The sequence below is a fragment of the Xanthobacter sp. DMC47 genome (assembly GCF_056313845.1).
In genome coordinates this window covers 314,194-332,047 of sequence record NZ_JBQUZM010000005.1, presented here as the reverse complement: position 1 = coordinate 332,047, position 17,854 = coordinate 314,194, and the positions used below count along the sequence as shown (strand labels likewise).

The 17,854-nt window shown below is 68.1% G+C and carries 15 protein-coding genes; 10 read left to right on the top strand and 5 right to left on the bottom strand.

Features of this window, described 5'->3' with window-relative positions:
• Positions 1-48 precede the first annotated feature (48 nt).
• The 8 genes from ACT54R_RS21705 to ACT54R_RS21670 all read left to right on the top strand — a co-directional run bounded on the left by ACT54R_RS21705 (position 49) and on the right by ACT54R_RS21670 (position 10,508).
• A complete protein-coding gene (locus ACT54R_RS21705; RefSeq protein ID WP_476329915.1) occupies positions 49-2,022 on the top strand; it encodes a methylmalonyl-CoA mutase family protein in 1,974 nt (657 codons plus the stop codon).
• A 272-nt stretch (positions 2,023-2,294) separates the two neighbouring features.
• Positions 2,295-2,909: a hypothetical protein gene (locus ACT54R_RS21700; protein ID WP_476329913.1), complete on the top strand. Its 615-nt coding sequence runs from the start codon at positions 2,295-2,297 to the stop codon at positions 2,907-2,909.
• A 114-nt stretch (positions 2,910-3,023) separates the two neighbouring features.
• Positions 3,024-3,929: a VOC family protein gene (locus tag ACT54R_RS21695; protein WP_476329910.1), complete on the top strand. Its 906-nt coding sequence runs from the start codon at positions 3,024-3,026 to the stop codon at positions 3,927-3,929.
• 78 nt (positions 3,930-4,007) lie between these two features.
• On the top strand, positions 4,008-4,163 hold the full coding sequence (locus ACT54R_RS21690) for a DUF5993 family protein (protein WP_029556801.1): 156 nt from the start codon (positions 4,008-4,010) through the stop codon (positions 4,161-4,163).
• An 8-nt stretch (positions 4,164-4,171) separates the two neighbouring features.
• On the top strand, positions 4,172-4,765 hold the full coding sequence (locus ACT54R_RS21685; protein ID WP_476329907.1) for a disulfide bond formation protein B: 594 nt from the start codon (positions 4,172-4,174) through the stop codon (positions 4,763-4,765).
• Between the two features lie 208 nt (positions 4,766-4,973).
• The gene (locus tag ACT54R_RS21680; RefSeq protein WP_476329904.1) at positions 4,974-5,906 is read left to right on the top strand and encodes a DMT family transporter; all 933 of its coding nucleotides are present in this window, start codon (positions 4,974-4,976) and stop codon (positions 5,904-5,906) included.
• A gap of 76 nt (positions 5,907-5,982) precedes the next feature.
• Positions 5,983-9,606, top strand: a complete 3,624-nt coding sequence (locus ACT54R_RS21675) for a response regulator (RefSeq protein WP_476329901.1) — start codon at positions 5,983-5,985, stop codon at positions 9,604-9,606.
• A complete protein-coding gene (locus ACT54R_RS21670; protein WP_476329898.1) occupies positions 9,603-10,508 on the top strand; it encodes a CheR family methyltransferase in 906 nt (301 codons plus the stop codon). Before ACT54R_RS21675 ends, ACT54R_RS21670 begins: the two co-directional genes overlap by 4 nt.
• Positions 10,509-10,712: 204 nt before the next feature.
• Here the strand turns inward: ACT54R_RS21670 and ACT54R_RS21665 are convergent, their stop codons facing one another.
• Positions 10,713-11,429: a L,D-transpeptidase gene (locus ACT54R_RS21665; protein WP_476329896.1), complete on the bottom strand. Its 717-nt coding sequence runs from the start codon at positions 11,427-11,429 to the stop codon at positions 10,713-10,715.
• A 273-nt stretch (positions 11,430-11,702) separates the two neighbouring features.
• Complete coding sequence (locus ACT54R_RS21660; protein ID WP_476329893.1) at positions 11,703-12,623, bottom strand: hydrogen peroxide-inducible genes activator; 921 nt, start codon at positions 12,621-12,623, stop codon at positions 11,703-11,705.
• Positions 12,624-12,721: 98 nt separating this feature from the next.
• Here ACT54R_RS21660 and ACT54R_RS21655 point away from each other — a divergent pair, with 98 nt between their 5' ends.
• Positions 12,722-12,955: a YdcH family protein gene (locus tag ACT54R_RS21655; protein ID WP_476329888.1), complete on the top strand. Its 234-nt coding sequence runs from the start codon at positions 12,722-12,724 to the stop codon at positions 12,953-12,955.
• A gap of 270 nt (positions 12,956-13,225) precedes the next feature.
• Positions 13,226-14,218, top strand: coding sequence for a TerC family protein (locus tag ACT54R_RS21650; RefSeq protein ID WP_168457374.1), 993 nt, complete (start codon positions 13,226-13,228; stop codon positions 14,216-14,218).
• 65 nt (positions 14,219-14,283) lie between these two features.
• On the opposite strand, the gene serA is transcribed toward ACT54R_RS21650, so the two are convergent.
• The 3 genes from serA to ACT54R_RS21635 form a co-directional block, all read right to left on the bottom strand.
• Complete coding sequence (serA, locus tag ACT54R_RS21645) at positions 14,284-15,870, bottom strand: phosphoglycerate dehydrogenase (protein ID WP_476329883.1); 1,587 nt, start codon at positions 15,868-15,870, stop codon at positions 14,284-14,286.
• 347 nt (positions 15,871-16,217) lie between these two features.
• Positions 16,218-17,393, bottom strand: coding sequence for a phosphoserine transaminase (locus tag ACT54R_RS21640; RefSeq protein WP_476329880.1), 1,176 nt, complete (start codon positions 17,391-17,393; stop codon positions 16,218-16,220).
• Between the two features lie 106 nt (positions 17,394-17,499).
• Positions 17,500-17,853 carry a DUF6968 family protein gene (locus ACT54R_RS21635; protein ID WP_476329878.1) on the bottom strand — a complete coding sequence of 118 codons (354 nt, stop codon included), beginning with the start codon at positions 17,851-17,853 and terminating at the stop codon, positions 17,500-17,502.
• Between the last annotated feature and the right edge of the window lies 1 nt (position 17,854).

Genomic DNA, 17,854 nt, shown 5'->3' with positions numbered 1-17,854 from the left:
ACGCACAATCGCGGCAAATATCCAAAAGCGATGGATGGGGATTAGGAAATGGTGGTCCGCGACAAACCCTGGCTCTTCCGCACCTATGCGGGTCATTCCACCGCCGCGGAATCCAACAAGCTCTACCGCTCCAACCTCGCCAAGGGCCAGACCGGCCTCTCCGTCGCCTTCGACCTGCCGACCCAGACCGGCTACGACAGCGACCACGCCCTCGCCCGCGGCGAGGTGGGCAAGGTGGGCGTCCCCATTTCCCATCTCGGCGACATGCGCACCCTGTTCCAGGGCATCCCGCTGGCCGAGATGAACACCTCCATGACCATCAACGCCTGCGCGGCGTGGCTGCTCTCGCTCTACATCGCCACCGCCGACGAGCAGGGCGCGGACCGCTCGAAGCTGCAGGGCACGACGCAGAACGACATCATCAAGGAATATCTCTCGCGCGGCACCTACGTGTTCCCGCCTGCGCCCTCCATGCGGCTCACCAAGGACACCATCATCTTCACCACCGAGCATCTGCCCCGGTGGAACCCGATGAACGTGTGCTCGTACCACCTGCAGGAAGCCGGAGCGACGCCGGTGCAGGAGCTGGCTTTCGCGCTCGCCAACGCCATCGCCATCCTCGACACGGTGAAGAAGTCCGGCGAGGCGGAAGGCGCGGTGTTCGGCGAGGTGGTGGGGCGCATCTCCTTCTTCGTGAACGCGGGCATGCGGTTCATCACCGAGATGTGCAAGATGCGCGCGTTCGTGGACCTCTGGGACGAGATCTGCGTCAACCGCTACGGCATCACCGACGCCAAGCAGAAGCTGTTCCGCTACGGCGTGCAGGTGAACTCCCTCGGCCTCACCGAGCAGCAGCCGGAAAACAACGTCTACCGCATCCTCTTGGAGATGCTGGCCGTCACCCTCTCCAAGAAGGCCCGCGCCCGCGCCGTGCAGCTGCCCGCCTGGAACGAGGCGCTGGGCCTGCCGCGCTCGTTCGACCAGCAATGGTCGCTGCGCATGCAGCAGGTGGTGGCCTACGAGACCGACCTGCTCGAATACGGCGACATCTTCGACGGCTCCACCGAGATCGCCAAGAAGGTGGAGGAGCTGAAGGAAGAGGCGCGCGCGGAGCTCGCGCAGATCGATGCCATGGGCGGCGCCGTCGCGGCCATCGAGAATTCCTACATGAAGCAGCAGCTGGTGGAGTCCAACACCCGGCGCCTCGAGGCTATCGAGCGCGGCGACCAGGTGGTGGTGGGCGTCAACCGCTGGACCGAGAGCGAGCCCTCGCCGCTGACGACGGGAGAAGGTGCCATCCTCACCGTGCCGGAGGGCGTCGAGGCCGAGCAGATCGCGCGGCTTCAGGCCTGGCGCGAGGCGCGCGACGCCAAGGCGGTGGATGCCGCGCTGGCGGCGCTCAAGAGCGCGGCGCAGGAAGGCCGCAACATCATGGAGCCCTCCATCGTCTGCGCCAAGGCGGGCGTGACCACGGGCGAGTGGGGCACCTGCCTGCGCGAGGTGTTCGGCGAATACCGCGCGCCCACCGGCGTCGGCCGCGCCGCCCGTGTGGATACGCAGGGCCTGGAAGAGGTGCGCAAGAATGTGGATGCGGTTTCCGAGAAGCTCGGCCGCCGCATCAAGTTCCTCGTCGGCAAGCCGGGTCTCGACGGCCATTCCAACGGTGCCGAGCAGATCGCCGTGCGCGCCCGCGACTGCGGCATGGAAGTGGTCTACGAGGGCATCCGCCTTACCCCGGCCGAGATCGTCAACGCCGCGCTGGAGGAGAGCGTCCACGTGGTGGGCCTCTCCATCCTCTCCGGCTCCCACGTGCCGCTGGTGCGCGACGTGATGGAGCGGATGCGGGCGGAAGGCCTCTCCGACGTGCCGGTGGTGGTGGGCGGCATCATCCCGCCGGAGGACGAGGCCCAGCTCAAGGGCTTCGGCGTCGCCGCCGTCTACACGCCGAAGAATTTCGAGCTGAACCGCATCATGGCGGACATCGTGACCATCGTGGACCGCGAGGCCCAGAAGGCGGCGTGATCGCTACCCGGGGCAGGGCGTGGCCTGTTCAATCCGGCCGCGCCCGGCTCTAAGGGTTGAGATCAACCGTCATCCCCCGGCTTGTCCGGGGGATCCACTTTTGGGCCAAGCTGGCGCCCCATTATGTCGCGCCGGACGAGCGGCAAAGTGGATGCCCCGGACAAGCCGGGGCATGACGGCGCAAGAGATTGCAAAGGCCTATGAGGAGAGGGTCTCTAACGGCCTCTAGAGTGTCCCCGGTCCGGGCGTTGCGTCCCGGTGCGGGGGCGGGCATGAGGACGGCTTTCGTCGGGATGTTCTGCGTGGCCATCGCGGTGGGCGCTTGCGGCATTGCGCGGGCGGCCGAGGCGCCGCCTTCCCCGGCCGCCGCATCTCCGACGCCTGCCCCACCCGCTCCGGCCGAGGCTGCCGCGCCCGCGGTGACAGCACCCGCCGCAAATCCCTATGCCGGCCTGCCCAAGGTGGTGGCCAAGGCGGTGAAGGAACTGGAGGCAGCCTGCCGGGCGGAAGGCGGCACGCCGGGCTGGAAGCCCAAAACCGTCTTCGAGGTGGTCAACGTCTCGCCGGATGGCCGGCCGGACTATCTCATCGACACCCACGCCATCGAATGCGAGGGCGGCATCACGCCCTGGATCGGCTCCGACGGCTTCCGCCACATCCTCTTCGTCTCCACCGGCCCGGGCCGCTGGACGCGGGCCTTCGACCGGGGCGCGCGGGGCTTCGAGATCACCGAGCCGAAGGATGGGTTGCGTCCGAAGATCGTCGTCTTCTCCCACGCGGCCTATTGCACGCGGCCGAACCCGCAGCGCTTCATGCGCTGCACCCAGGTCTACGAATGGCGGCGCGGCAGGCTGCGCAAGATTTCGGAAGAGTGGTTCGAGGGCTGAGGCGCCAGCTTTTGCTTGCAACGGCGCAATGGCGCCTTGCGCGGGCCGTGTCCATATTTGGGACAACGCCCAGCCGGGCAGGGCTCAAGACCTCCCGGCGCCAAGGAGCCTCACATGACCACCGCCGCCCCCGCCGGCTCGACCGGCCCGCAGTCCATCCCCGCCACCGACCTGTCCGCCCGGATCGCGCCCCACGACCTCGTGCTGGGCGCCGTCAGCCTCGCCAGCCCCGACCCGCACCGGCTCGTGGCCTTCTATCGCGATCTCCTCGGCCTCGATGTTCTCGCCGAGGGTGAAGCGACCGTGCTCGGCGCCGGCGGCAAGCCGCTGGTGGAAATCCTCGCCCGCCCCGCGGCTCCGCCGGCCCCGCGCCGGGCGCCCGGGCTGTTCCACATGGCCATCCGCGTGCCGGACCGGGCGAGCCTCGCCACGCGGCTCCTCGCGCTGCACGGCGCGGGTCTGCGCCTCGGCGCCTCCGATCATCTGGTGAGCGAGGCGCTCTATGTGGACGACCCGGACGGCAACGGTGTCGAGATCTACCGCGATTTGCCGCGCGCGGAATGGCCCGTCCAGCCGGACGGCTCCATCGCCATGCAGACCCTGCCGCTCGATCTCCAGGCCCTCGCCCGCGAGGCGAAGGCGGCGGGCGGCCCGGCTCCCGCGGCGACCGACATGGGCCACGTCCACCTCAAGGTGAACGACCTCGAGGCGGCCAAGCGCTTCTGGGTGGATACCGTGGGCCTCACCATCATGGCCCGCTATCCCGGCGCGCTGTTCGTGAGCGCCGACGGCTATCACCACCATGTGGGGCTGAACGTCTGGCAGTCCGGCGGGGCGCCGGTGCCGGCGGCGGGCACGGTGGGGCTGGACCATTTCACCGTGACGCTGGCGGCCGACGCCTTCGCCGCCCTTGCCGCCCGCCTCTCGGCAGCGGGCGTGGCAACGCAGCCGTCGAACGACGGCGCGCTGCGGGTCACCGATCCCTCCGGCAATGCCGTGGTGTTCCGCGCCGCAGCGTGACGCCTGCGCCGGCCTTCGCTACCCTCGGCAGGCATCGAATCGCACATCCGCGCCGGTGCGGGCCGGGGGGCCGAAGCCATGATGTCGCTGCCGTTCTTCGGCGTGTTCCTCGCCCTCGCGGCGACGCTCATGGGCCAGCGCATGGCCGCGCTCGCGCTCTGGGTGCTCTCGGTGGCGACGATGCTGGTGCTGTTCCGCCTGCATGTCACCGATCCGCTCAACATCGCGCTGTGAGGGGCGTCATGGACACCGGCCTCACCCTCGCGGACCGCTTCCGGGTTCTGAACGCGCTCGGCCTTCTCGCCGTGTCGGCAGTGCTGATTGCCGCCTTCTTCGACCAGCTCGTGTTCAATGATCTGCCGTGCCCGCTCTGCCTGTTGCAGCGCGCCGGCTTCGTCTGCGTCGCCGCCGGGCTCGCGCTGAACGTGAAGTTCGGCCCGCGCCCCTCGCACTACGCCATCATGATCCTGTCGGCGCTCGCCGGCGGCGCGGTCTCCACCCGCCAGACGCTGCTGCACATCATCCCCGGCGAGGGCGCCTATGGCGACGCCTTCTTCGGCCTGCATTTCTATGCGTGGGCGCTGGTGCTGTTCGGCGCCTGCGTCCTCGGCTCCGCCGTGCTCCTGCTGTTCGACGGGCAGTTCGAGCGGCAGTCGGCCGACGCGCGGCCCCATCGCCCGCTGCTCGGCACGGCGTCGATCGTGCTGGTGCTGCTGCTGGCACTGGCGAACGGCGTCTCCACCGTGCTGGAATGCGGCTCCGGCCTGTGCGCCGACAACCCGACCAGCTACCAGCTGATCCAGGACGGCACCATCAACCGCCTGCTGGGGCGCTGAAGCTTCGGCGGCGCCGGAAACATCTCACGGCGATGCCTGCGTCATCACTTATTGTGATGATTTGCGCTGTGAAATTCGATTTCCCTCGCGCCTTCCCACGGGTTAGAGGAGGGGGCCCGCAGGCCGTCGCAATAACAGGGGACGGACGGCACTCCCGGCCAACAGGTCATCACATGGCGCATCGCACAGGTGCGCCTCGGGAGAAGACATGTCCGCCACCCCGGTCCGCCCCAGCCGCTTTGCCCTCTATGACGCCCCTTACGTGCTCCTGACCCTGGTGGCCCTCCTGTGGGCCATCAACCTGGTGGTGGGGCGCTATATCGCCGGGCACATTCCGCCCATCACGCTCGCCATGGTGCGCTGGATGGGCGCGACGCTCATCCTGCTGCCGTTCGCCTGGAAGCAGATCGTGCGCGACGCGCCGATCATCCGCCGGAACCTGCCGTTCCTCGTGCTGCTCTCGGCCACCGGCATCGCCTGCTACAACGCCATGAGCTACTACGGCCTGCAATATACCCAGGCCGTGAACGGCCTGCTGGTGCAGTCCACGGCGCCGCTTCTGGTGGCGGTGTGGACCTTCGTGCTGTTCCGGGAAAAGCTCAGCCTCGGCCAGGCGGCGGGGGTCATCACCTCCCTCGTGGGCGTGATGGTCATCATCAGCCACGGCGACCTCGACACCTTCCTCCATCTCAAGCCCAATATCGGCGACCTGGTCATCATCGTGGCGCTGGTGATCTACGCCTTCTATGCCGCCATCCTGCGCAAGCGCCCGCCCCTCGGCCCGCTCTCCTTTCTCGCCACCATCATGGCGCTGGGCTCGCTGCTGCTCGCGCCCTTCGCGCTCTGGGAATATCTCCACGGCCAGGTGCTGCCCCTCGATCACGTGACCTTCTTCACCCTCGCCTATGTGATGACCGGGCCGTCGCTGATCGCCTACCTGTTCTTCAACCGGGGCATCGAGCTGGTGGGCGCGAACGCGGCCGCGCCTTTCCTGCACCTCATGCCGGTGTTCGGCACGGCGCTCGCCATCGCCTTCCTCGGCGAGACCATGGCCTGGTATCACTTCGCCGGATACGCGCTGGTCATTTCCGGCATCGCGCTGGCCACCCTTTCGGCGCGCCGCCGGGTGGCGCCGCGCTGACGCCGGCGGAATTTCCTCTTCAATCCTTCTTCACCCCCGCCTATGCATTCTGCGGCTGGGTCGGAAGGGGTTGGGGATGCTGCAGAAGATCACCGAGCGGTCGTGGTTTGCCGATCTCAGGATGCAGACCAAGGCGGGGCTGATCGTCGGGCTCCTCATGGCCATGTTCATGCTGCTGCTCGGCGCCAACTGGGTCACGGCCCGCATGGCGCAGGAGCAGGAGCACCGGGTGGAGCAGATCCGCCAGATCGGCGTGCTCGCCGCCGACGCCACGCGCGTCTTCAACCGCCGCCAGCTTGAGCTGATGCGCGGCGCGCTCGCCGACCCACGCAACCTCAGGACCAGGCTTTCGGCCGCGAATGCGCTCACCGCCGAGAAGCTCGGGGCGCTGCGGGCGGCGGTCGTGGCCGAGCCCTCGCTCCTGCCTTTCGCCGAGCGCGCCGGCCGCATTGCCGCGCGCTGGAACGACGCGGTGGCGGCCCCGGTCCTGACCGCCGCCGAGAGCGGGGACGCCGCGGCCATCGATGCTGCGCTGCGCGTCTTTCTCGCGGCCGAATCGAGCGAGGAGGGCTATCGCGGCATCATCGGCGCCCTCGACGAGCTGAGCGCCGCCGCGTCCGCCGAGATCGTCGGGGCCCAGGCCGATCTCGACCGCGCCGATGCCATCGTCAGCACCATCGACATCATCGCGCTCATCGCGACCCTCTGCGTCGCCGCGGCGGGCGTGTTCCTCGGCGCGGTCTTCATGGCGCAGCCGCTGCGCCGGCTCGCCGAACTGATGACCCGCCTCGCGGAGAACGACCGCACCATCGAGGTGCCCTATACCGTGCGCAAGGACGAGGTGGGCACGCTGGCCCGTGCGCTCAAGGTGTTCAAGGCGACCTCCATCGAAGCCCACGACACCGACTGGGTGAAGAGTGGGCTCAATACCATCGCCACCCGGCTCCAGGCGCAGGAGGATCCGCGCGACTTCGCGGATGCGCTGCTGACGGAGCTTGCGCCACTGGTCGGCGCGGGGGTCGGCGTATTCTACGCCAGCGACGAGGCGGCCGGACCGGAGACGGCGGCGCTGGAGCTGGTCGGCAGCTATGCCTTCGCGGAGCGCCGGCACCTGTCCACCCGCGTCAATCTCGGCGAGGGGCTGATCGGCCAGTGCGCGCGGGAAAAGAAGCCCATCGTGCTCTCCCCCGTGCCGGCCGATCATCTGCGCATCCGCACCGGCACCGGAGAGGCGGCGGCTCATGCCGTCATCGCCGTGCCGCTGGTGCTGAAGAAGCGTCTGCTCGGCGTCATCGAGCTGGCGCTGCTCGCGCCCCTGGACGAGCGGGCCCGTCGCCTGCTCAACGAGGCGGCTCCCCTCGTCGCCCTGTCACTGGACAATCTCGTCCGCGCCGCCCGCACCCGCGAGCTGCTGGAGCAGAGCCAGAAGCAGGCGCAGGAGCTGCGCGTGGTGGAGGAGGAACTGCGCACCCAGCAGGAGGAGCTGCGCGCCACCAACGAGCAACTGCACGAACGGTCCGCGCGCCTCGCCGCCTCCGAGGAGGAACTGAGGGTGCAGGCGGAGGAGTTGCAGGCCTCCAACGACGTGCTGCGCCGGTCCTCGCAGGAGATGACGGAACAGAAGGAACTGCTGGAGGCCCTGAACCAGCAGATGGAGGCGCGCGCCGAGGAACTGCTGCGGGCCAACGAGTACAAGTCCCAGTTCCTCGCCAACATGTCCCACGAGCTGCGCACGCCGCTGAACAGCCTGCTCATCCTCTCCCAGGACCTGGCCGAGAACCGCACCGGCAACCTCGACGCCGACCAGGTGGAGGCGGCCAGCATCATCCACTCCTCCGGCTCCAACCTCCTGCGGCTCATCAACGACATCCTCGACCTCTCCAAGGTCGAGGCCGGCAAGATGGAAGTGGTGCGTGAACCCGTGAAGGTCGCGAGCGTGGCGCAGCGCCTCGAGCGGAACTTCCGGCGCCTTGCCCAGGAGCGCAAGCTGCGCCTTGCGGTCTCCGTCGCCGACGCGCCCGACCTCGTCTTCACCGATCCCGGCAAGCTCGACCAGATCCTCACCAACCTCGTCGGCAACGCGCTCAAGTTCACCATGCAGGGCCGGGTCTCCGTCACCTTCTCGCAGGACGAGGCGGGAAAGACGCTCAAGGTGGCGGTGGCGGACAGCGGCATCGGCATTCCCGAGGACAAGCTCGACGCCATCTTCGAGGCGTTCGAGCAGGTGGACGCCTCCACCCGCCGCCAGTTCGGCGGCACCGGCCTCGGCCTCGCCATCACCCAGCGCCTCGCCCGCCTGCTCGGCGGCAAGGTCACCGTGGAGAGCGCGCTCGGCCAGGGCTCCACCTTCATCCTGGAGATCCCGGTGGGCGAGCCGTTGCCCGAGGAGGACGCGCCGGCCGCGGCCGCGCCGATCCCGGCGGTGACGCCGGATGCCCGGCAGGCGGCTTTCGCCACGACCCGGCAGGAGCGCGAGGCGGCCGGCCTCTCCGGCCTGCCGCCCGTCCCGGCGGTGAGCGTGGAAGACGATCGCGACCGGCTCACCCCCGGCGCCACCGTCATCCTCGTGGTGGAGGACGACCCGGTGTTCGCCCGCACGCTGGTGGGGCTGGTGCGACGCAAGGGCTATCTGGCGCTCGCCGCCGGCGACGGCGAGAGCGGCCTTGCCCTCGCCCGGACCTACAAGCCCACCGGCATCCTGCTCGACGTGATGCTGCCCGGCCTCGACGGCTGGACGGTGATCGAGCGGCTGAAGGCGGATGCCGCCACCCGCCACATCCCGGTGCATTTCGTCTCGGCGCTGGACGAGAGCCGCCGCGGCCGCGACCTCGGTGCCGTGGGCTTCCTCACCAAGCCGGTGAGCGCGGACCAGCTGTCAGAGGCGCTCGGCCTCCTCACCCATTATTCCGCTGATCGTCCCCGCCGCGTGCTGGTGGTGGACGACGATGCCGCCGCCCGTCACGCCGTGCGCACCCTGCTCGCCCGCGAGAAGGCGCAGATCGTCGAGGCGGCCAGTGCCGAGGAGGCGCTGGAGGTGGTGGCGCAGGGCGATCTCGACTGTATCGTGCTCGACCTCGGCCTGCCCGGCATGTCCGGCTTCGAGCTGATCGAGCGGCTTGCCGGGGGTGAGCGGCACGTGCCGGTGGTGGTCTATTCGGGCCGCGACCTCACCACCGAGGAGCGCATGAAGCTGCGCGCCTTCACCGACGCCATCGTGGTGAAGGGCGCGCTCTCGCCCGAGCGGCTCCTGGACGAGGTGTCCCTGTTCCTCCACTCGGTGCAGCGCGAGCCGGAACAGCTCGCCGCCAATCCGGACGGCGACCTCGAAGGCCGCAAGCTGCTGCTGGTCGACGACGACATGCGCAACATCTACGCTCTCGCCAAGGTGCTGCGCGCGCGCGGCGTCAACGTGGTGCTGGCGCAGGACGGCGCCAAGGCGCTGGCGCAGCTCGACGAGCAGCCGGACATCGAGATCGTGCTCATGGACGTGATGATGCCGGTGATGGACGGCTACGAGGCGATGACGCAGATCCGCGCCCAGCCGCGGTTCGCCAAGCTGCCGGTCATCGCCCTCACCGCCAAGGCCATGAAGGACGACCGCGAGAAATGCCTCGCCGCCGGCGCCAGCGACTATCTGTCGAAGCCGGTGGACGTGCCCAAGCTCTTGTCCATGATCCGCACCTGGCTGGCCGCGCGATGACGGAGCCGGTGGACACCGACGACCAGACCGACCCGCCGGATGCGTCGCCGGCCGGGGGCGCGCGCGACGCGCTGGCGCTGGAGACCATCGAGGTGGACCTCTTCGTGGAGGCCCTGTTCCGCCGCTACGGCTATGATTTCCGCGATTACGGACGGGCCTCCCTCACGCGGCGGGTGCGCAACCTTGCATCCGGCTTCGGGGCCACCTCCATCGCCGATCTCACCGCCCGGGTGCTGCACGCCCCCGACCGGCTGCCCGACATCATCGCCGGCCTGTCGGTGCCGGTCTCGGAATTCTTCCGCGACCCGCACGTCTTCCTGGCGCTGAAGGAGCGGGTGTTCCCGGTGCTTGCCTCCTATCCGGAGATCAACATCTGGCAGGCCGGCTGCGCCCATGGCGAGGAGGTCTATTCCCTCGCCATCCTGCTCATCGAGGCCGGGCTCTACGAGCGCACGCGCATCTTCGCCACCGACATCTCGAAGGCGGCCCTCGACCGCGCCGCGGAGGGCATCTTTCCCCTTCAGGAGGCGTCCGACGCGGCGCGCCGCTATCGCGCGGCCGGCGGGGCGGCGAGCTTCTCGGACTATTTCCATGCCCGCTACGAGCTGATGAAGCTCGACCAGCGCCTCACCGCCAACGTCACCTTCGCCGAGCACAACCTCGTCACCGACGGGGTGTTCTGCGAGGCGCACCTCATCCTGTGCCGCAACGTGCTGATCTATTTCACCACGCCACTGCAGGACAGGGTGCTGGGGCGCTTCGCCCAGAGCCTGGTGCGCGGCGGCTTCCTGTGCATCGGCACCCGCGAGAACCTGGAATTCTCGCAGGCTCGCAACCGCTTCCAGGTCATCGACGGCGCCGCCCAGCTCTATCGCCTGCTGCCGAAGGCGGGGGGAGGGTAGGGCGGCAAACGATCCTCGCAGGCCAGCGCCGGCCCCGCGCCAGCATTCACGGCTGTCGTCCCCCGGCTCGTCCGGGGGATCCACCCATCCGCTCGTCCACCTGTCCGTGATCCGACACCCTTCTTGCCTAACGGTGGATCGCCCGCACAAGGCGGGCGATGACGGCAAGGGGCAGGGGGAATGAGAGGCGCGTGTGCTGCGACTTCAGCCCTTCACATAGACCCGGGTGCCGAGCGGGACGCGCTCGTAGAGGTCGATGATGTCCTGGTTGAGCAGGCGGATGCAGCCCGAGGACACCTGCTGCCCGATGCTCCACGGCTCGATGGTGCCGTGGATGCGGAACATGGTGTCGCGGTCGCCATCATAGAGATAGAGCGCGCGCGGGCCGAGGGGGTTGGTCTCGCCGCCCGGCAGGCCGGACTGGTACGGCCCGTAGCGCGCGGGCTGGAGGCGCACCATGTTGGCGGTGGGCGTCCAGTGGGGCCACTTCTCCTTGCGCTTGATGGTGGCCCAGCCCTTGAACGAATAGCCCTGCTTGCCGACGCCTACGCCGTAGCGGATCGCCGTGCCGTTGCGGCCGATGAGGTAGAGGAAGCGCTCGTTGATATCGACCACGATGGTGCCGGGGGCGTAGCCGGCGGGGGCCGGAACCTCCTGCCGCAGCCACTTGGGGTCCACCTCGGAGAGGTCCACCGCGTCCACCGGGAAAGGCTCGCCGTCCACCGGGCCGTACATCATGCCGGCGCGGCTGAGCGGGGCGGGCGGCGGATTGGTGACGCACGCGGCCAGCGCCAGCGGCGCGCCCAGCACGAAAAGGCGGCGGCCGAGCACGGGCGCGTCCTCCCCCTTCACCATTTCGGCCGCGGCGCGGGAAGCCTTGGCCAGGACCTTCGGGAACAACCGGGGCAGAAACGAAGGCATGCTTGGACCACTCAGACGATGCGAGACCCTACGACGCACACAACGCACGACGCCGCGCTTCAGTTTCCTGTCTGCGCGCCAGTGCATTGAAGCCGGATAAGGTGGCGTTAAGGTTAACGCCCGGAGGTTGGAACCCAACCTTGGGCGGGGCCGCCCAGCCATGTCCTGATCTAGCATCTTCCGGCCTTCACAGGGTGGCGCATGGGCCACACCCGGGGCGCCATGTGCATCGCACAAATGTGAAAGTTCGCCGCGGAGGGTAGGTTTGCGGCCTCAGCCGGGCTCCAGACCCAGCTCCCGGCAGGTGCCCTCGCTCTCGCGCGCCAGCTGGTCGAAATGGGCGGCGCGGTTGTTGCCCGCGCGCCAGAAGAAGCCCATGTCCCGCGTCGCCGGCCAGCCCTCCACCTTGAGCAGGGCGATGTGGTCCTGCACCCGGAATTCCGAGCGGGCGTAAAGCTCCGGGAACAGTGACAGGCCCATGCCCATGATGACCATCTGGCGTAGGGCATCGAGGCTCGTGCCCTCGTAATCCTCCCGCACCTGGGCGCCGGAGGCCGCCGCGAGCGCCCGCGCGCTCTCGAACAGCTGGTGGCCGCGCCCGAGCGTCAGCAGCCGCTCGCCCTTGAGCTGGCCGATCTCCACGCTCTCGCCTTCGCCGAGGCGGTGGTCCTTGGCCGCGCCCAGATAGATGGCTTCCCGGCACAGGCGCCGGAACGTGAGGACGGAGCCCGAGACGGGCTGCGGGCCGAGCCCGCAATCGAGATTGCCGGCGGTCACCTCCCGCTCGATCACCGAGGGGCGTTCCTCGCGAATGTAGATCTGCAGCCCCGGATAGCGCCGGTGCAGCACCGGCAGCAGGTGGGGCAGGAAATAGGGCCCGAAGGTGGGTGCGACGCCGAGCCGGATGAGCCCGCCGAGGTTGTCCGCCCCGGTGGCGGCGGTGGCGACGATATCGTCCAGCGCCTGCAACACGGCGCGGGCCGAGGCGATGACCCGCTCGCCGATGGCGGTGGGGATGACCCGGCCGCGCGTGCGGTCGAACAGCGGCGTGCCGAGCTGCTCCTCCAGCAGCGCCACCTGCACCGAGAGGGTCGGCTGCGAGACATGGCAGCGCTTGGCCGCCGCGCCGAAATGCCCGGTCTCGGCAAGGGCGACCACATATTCGAGCTGGCGATGGCGCGGCCGGAAGGGCATTGCGGGTCCATAGTGTACAGCTATTACCAATATAGCGACTATGGATTGGAGCTATCAAGCGTCCGGCCCCATCCTCTCTCCATCGAAAGGAGGTTGTCGTGGACCAGTTCATGAAATCGCTGACGACGCGCCACAGCCTGATCGAGGCGGAGATCTCCGCCGAGCAGACGCGGCCCGAGCCCGACCGCACCCGCGTGCTCGCGCTGAAGAAGATGAAGCTCCGCCTGCGCGATCAGATCGAATATCTGCGCCGGGAGGGGGCCGACGTGGCCCGCGTCGTGGTGGTCCGCCGCAAGAGGTGGGCCGAGGTCTCCCTGAGCCCGGCGCGATAGCCGGCACAGCTGCGTGCGCATAACTGCCGCGCGCGTAACTCCCGTGCGCGTAACTCCCGTGCGCCCTTGGCGCCCGGACCCCTTCCCTCAACACCCGAGGTCCGGGCCCCTCTGACGGGCGCGGATGCGGCCCGGCCTGTCCCAACTGCCCGGGGCAGGCCGGGTCCGTGCCCGCAAGCCCGCCATGTCGGTCCTCCATCCGGCCTTTCGGCCCGGCGCCCCGCGTTCCGCGGGCGGCCGCCGATGGCGCAGGCCCCTAAGGACCGACCCATGGACCAGCTGATCGCTCTTCTCTTCCTCGACGTCGCCGGCAAGCCGCTCTGGCTCTGGCTTGGCTTCCTCGCCATCGTCTTCGCGCTGCTTGCCTTCGACCTCGGCGTGCTGCACCGCGACTCGCGCGAAATCGGCATCGCCGAAAGCCTCAGGCTCTCCGTCTTCTATATCGCCGTGGCGGCCGTGTTCGGCGGCTGGATCTGGGCCTCCATGGGGCCGCAGGCCGGCATGCAATACTTCACCGGCTACGCCATCGAGAAGGCGCTCTCCATCGACAACGTCTTCGTCATCTCGCTGATCTTCAGCTACTTCGCCATTCCCCGCGCCTATCAATACCGGGCGCTGGTGTGGGGCATCATTGCCGTGCTGGTGCTGCGCGGGCTGATGATCGGTGTGGGCGCGGCGCTGGTGCAGTCCTACGACTGGGTGCTGCTGCTGTTCGGCGCGTTCCTTGTCGTCACCGGCATCAAGATGCTGTTCGCCAGCGAAGGCGAGGCGGACATCTCGCAGAACGCGGCCCTGCGCTTCCTCACCAAAAGGATGCGGGTGACGCCCGAGCTGCACGGCGAGCGCTTCTTCGTGCGCCAGCCCCATCCGGTCACCGGCAAGGCCGTGCTGTGGGCGACGCCGCTCTTCCTCGCCCTCGTGGTGATCAATATCGCGGACTTCGTATTCGCGGTGGATTCGGTGCCGGCCATCTTCGCCATCACCACGGACACCTACATCGTGTTCACCGCCAACATCATGGCCATCCTCGGCCTGCGCGCGCTCTACTTCGCGCTGGCCGCCATGGTCCACCGCTTCTCGCACCTGAAGTATGCGCTGGCCGGCGTGCTCGTCTTCATCGGCGGCAAGATCTTCTGGAGCCACTTCTTCGGCAAGGTGGACCCGGCCATCTCGCTGGGCGTCACGGTGGCCATGATCGCCGCCGGCATCCTCTTCTCGCTCTGGCGCACCGGCGGCGGGACGGATGTGAAGCACGCGGCCTAACCGGCCTGAAAACGAAAAAGCCCCGTCCGGCCGGACGGGGCTTTTTGACTTGAGCCGCGAGAGCCTCAGAAAGCGAGCGCCTTGGCCGCCTTCACCTGCGGCAGGGCCTGCACCTTGGCCAGCAGCTCGGGCGGCACCGCGCCGTCCACCGCCACGAGGGCGATGGCATCGCCGCCCGCATGGTCGCGGCCGAGGGCGAAGGTGGCGATGTTGATGCCCGCGTCACCGAGCAGGCCCGCGAAGCGGCCGATGAAGCCGGGCTTGTCCTCGTTGGTCACATAGACCATGGCGGGGGCGAACTCGGCATCCACCTTGATGCCCTTGATGTTGACGATGCGCGGATGCCCGTCCGCGAACACCGTGCCGGAGACCGAGCGCTCGAACTTGTCCGTCACCACCGTCACCGTGATGAGGCTTTCGTAATCGCCGGTGGCGGCGCGGGTGGTTTCCTCGATCACCACGCCGCGCTCCTTGGCCACCGAGGGGGCGGAGACGACGTTGATGTCGGCGAGGGCCGGGCGCAGCAGGCCCGCCACCGCCGCCGAGGTCAGCGCCTTCACCTTGAGGTCCGCCACCGCGCCCTCATAGATGATGCGCACGGTCTTGATGTCCGTGTCGGTCAGCTGGCCGGCGAAGGAGCCGAGCTTTTCGGAAAGCTCGATGAAGGGCTTCAGCTTCGGCGCCTCTTCCGCGGTGATGGAGGGGAAGTTCACCGCATTGGAGATGGCGCCGGTGAGGAGATAGTCGCTCATCTGCTCGGCCACCTGCAGGGCGACATTCTCCTGCGCCTCGGTGGTGGCGGCGCCGAGGTGGGGCGTGCAGACCACGTTGGGATGGCCGAACAGCGGGTTGGTCTCCGCCGGCTCGACGGTGAACACGTCGAAGGCGGCGCCGGCGACATGCTTGCTATCGAGGGCGGCGCGCAGCGCCTCCTCGTCCACCAGGCCGCCGCGGGCGCAGTTGATGATGCGCACGCCCTTCTTGGTCTTGGCGAGGTTCTCGGCCGAGAGGATGTTCTTGGTCTTCTCGGTGAGGGGCGTGTGCAGGGTGATGAAATCGGCGCGGGCGAGGAGGTCGTCCAGCTCCACCTTCTCCACGCCGAGGTCGAGGGCGCGCTCGGGCGAGAGGAAGGGATCGAAGGCGATGACCTTCATCCGCAGCCCCACGCCGCGCTCGGCGACGATGGAGCCGATGTTGCCGCAGCCGATGATGCCGAGGGTCTTGCCCGTGACCTCGACGCCCATGAAGCGGTTCTTCTCCCACTTGCCGGCCTGGGTGGAGGCGTCCGCCGCCGGGATCTCGCGGGCGAGCGCGAACATCATGGCGATGGCATGCTCGGCGGTGGTGATGGAATTGCCGAACGGCGTGTTCATCACGATCACGCCCTTGGCGGTCGCGGCCGGCAGGTCCACGTTGTCGACGCCGATGCCGGCGCGGCCGATGACCTTGAGGCGGTTGGCCTTCTCCAGGATCTTCGGCGTCACCTTGGTGGCCGAGCGGATGGCCAGGCCGTCATAATTGCCGATGATCTCGGCCAGCTTGTCCTTGTCCTTGCCGAGGTCGGGCTGGAAATCCACCTCGACGCCGCGGTCCTTGAAGATCTGGATGGCGGCCGGGGAGAGCTTGTCGGAGATGAGAACGCGGGGTGCCATGGGATGGGCTCCGTTTCGCGAATGGGATGGGCCGGGCATGCGCGGTCGTTCGCGCGTCACCGGCGTGGACCCTCTCCCGCTTGCGGGGGAGGTGAAATGGGATGGGGCGCCACCTGGGGCTCTCCCCTCTCCCCTCGAACTCGGCTGTTGCCGAGTTCGACCTTCACGAACCGAACTCGGCAACAGGCGAGTTCGGACGGGAGAGGGGCTGGGGGTGAGGGGGCTCGCGGCGCGTGGAGCTGTGCTTTCGGTGAGGTTTTTACCCCTCACCCTAGCCCTCTCCCGCAAGGGGAGAGGGGACGCAGTGCTCCCAGCCGAACCGCTTGCCCGACCTTACCCGGCCGAAATCACGCGGCCTTGGGCAGCGCGGACTTCGCCTCGGTGAAGGCCCAGTCGAGCCAGTGGGTCAGCGCTTCCACGTCGGCACGCTCGACGGTGGCGCCGCACCAGATGCGCAGGCCGGGAGGGGCGTCGCGATAGGCGCCGATGTCGTAGGCGATGCCGCCCTTCTCGAGGCCGGAGGCGATGGCCTTGGCGAAGGCCGCCTGCGCGTCGGCGGGGAGCGCGGTCACGTCCGCATCCACCACCTTCAGGCATACCGAGGTGTTGGAGCGGGTCACCGGGTCCTTGGCGAGGAAATCCACCCACGGGGTGCGGTGCACCCACTGGGCGATGGCCTCGAAGTTGCGGTTGGACCGCTCCTGCAGCGCCGAGAGGCCGCCGATGTTCTTCGACCACTTGAGCGCATCGAGATAGTCCTCGACGCACAGCATGGACGGGGTGTTGATGGTCTCGCCCTCGAAGATGCCTTCGATGAGCTTGCCGCCCTTGGTCATGCGGAAGATCTTGGGCAGGGGCCAGGCCGGCTTGTAGGTCTCCAGCCGCTCCACCGCGCGGGGGGAGAGGATGAGCATGCCGTGGGCCGCCTCGCCGCCGAGCACCTTCTGCCAGGAGAAGGTGACCACATCGAGCTTGGCGAAATCGAGCTTCTGCGCGAACGCCGCCGAGGTGGCGTCGCAGATGGTCAGGCCCTCGCGGTCGGCCGGGATCCAGTCCGCGTCCGGCACCATGACGCCGGAGGTGGTGCCGTTCCAGGTGAAGACCACGTCGTGGGTGAAATCGACGCTCTTGAGGTCCGGCAGCTCGCCATAGGGGGCGGTCAGCGCGCGGGCATCGGTGAGCTTGAGCTGCTTGACGACATCCGTCACCCAGCCCTCGCCGAAGCTTTCCCAGGCCAGCATGTCCACCGGGCGCGCGCCGAGCACGGACCACAGCACCATTTCCACGGCGCCGGTATCGGAGGCGGGGACGATGCCGATGCGGTAGTCGGCCGGGACTTCCAGCACCTCACGGGTGAGGTCGATGGCTTCCTTCAGCTTCACCTTGCCGACCTTGGCGCGGTGCGAGCGGCCGAGGGGAGCGTCGGAAAGGCCTTCCAGCGTCCAGCCGGGACGCTTGGCGCAGGGGCCGGAGGAAAAATTGGGGTTCTCCGGACGCGTGGCCGGAGCGGGATTCGTCGTCATGCAGTCCATCCTTACAGATGGGCGCCTCCCGTTGGGGGGAGGTGTCCCGCGGATGGGGTTACGCCTGAGGGGATGGGGCGTCAAGGGCGCCGTGCGCACCCTCTTTTCAGCTCACGGCATCATCGAGCCCATAGAAACGCGCATCGTCCCCGAACAGAAGGTCGCGCGCATTCTTGGGCACGGGAAAACCATATCCCTTATAGCTGTCTCCCCATCTCAAATTTCCAGAATTGTGATAATCACTAAAATATAGTAATGATCCAACGTTCTGAAATGCAAGATCAAGGGCTTGAGCTGAGTCGCTGCCATATGTAATTGATTTATATTGACCGTCCGGCCAATTTATTGCAATATTGCACCCCCAGACGCCATCGTTTTGTTCAGGTAAAAAAATATTGATAATAACTTCTTTTTCTTCATTATCAATGCGTGCGATCAGTTTTCTTTGGGCGATGATCATT

Coding starts and splice junctions, on each gene's coding strand:
- ACT54R_RS21705 (WP_476329915.1), top strand. CDS start 49: ATGGTGGTCCGCGACAAACCCTGGCTCTTCCGCACCTATGCGGGTCAT.
- ACT54R_RS21700 (WP_476329913.1), top strand. CDS start 2,295: ATGAGGACGGCTTTCGTCGGGATGTTCTGCGTGGCCATCGCGGTGGGC.
- ACT54R_RS21695 (WP_476329910.1), top strand. CDS start 3,024: ATGACCACCGCCGCCCCCGCCGGCTCGACCGGCCCGCAGTCCATCCCC.
- ACT54R_RS21690 (WP_029556801.1), top strand. CDS start 4,008: ATGATGTCGCTGCCGTTCTTCGGCGTGTTCCTCGCCCTCGCGGCGACG.
- ACT54R_RS21685 (WP_476329907.1), top strand. CDS start 4,172: ATGGACACCGGCCTCACCCTCGCGGACCGCTTCCGGGTTCTGAACGCG.
- ACT54R_RS21680 (WP_476329904.1), top strand. CDS start 4,974: ATGTCCGCCACCCCGGTCCGCCCCAGCCGCTTTGCCCTCTATGACGCC.
- ACT54R_RS21675 (WP_476329901.1), top strand. CDS start 5,983: ATGCTGCAGAAGATCACCGAGCGGTCGTGGTTTGCCGATCTCAGGATG.
- ACT54R_RS21670 (WP_476329898.1), top strand. CDS start 9,603: ATGACGGAGCCGGTGGACACCGACGACCAGACCGACCCGCCGGATGCG.
- ACT54R_RS21665 (WP_476329896.1), bottom strand. CDS start 11,429: ATGCCTTCGTTTCTGCCCCGGTTGTTCCCGAAGGTCCTGGCCAAGGCT.
- ACT54R_RS21660 (WP_476329893.1), bottom strand. CDS start 12,623: ATGCCCTTCCGGCCGCGCCATCGCCAGCTCGAATATGTGGTCGCCCTT.
- ACT54R_RS21650 (WP_168457374.1), top strand. CDS start 13,226: ATGGACCAGCTGATCGCTCTTCTCTTCCTCGACGTCGCCGGCAAGCCG.
- serA (WP_476329883.1), bottom strand. CDS start 15,870: ATGGCACCCCGCGTTCTCATCTCCGACAAGCTCTCCCCGGCCGCCATC.
- ACT54R_RS21640 (WP_476329880.1), bottom strand. CDS start 17,393: ATGACGACGAATCCCGCTCCGGCCACGCGTCCGGAGAACCCCAATTTT.
- ACT54R_RS21635 (WP_476329878.1), bottom strand. CDS start 17,853: ATGATCATCGCCCAAAGAAAACTGATCGCACGCATTGATAATGAAGAA.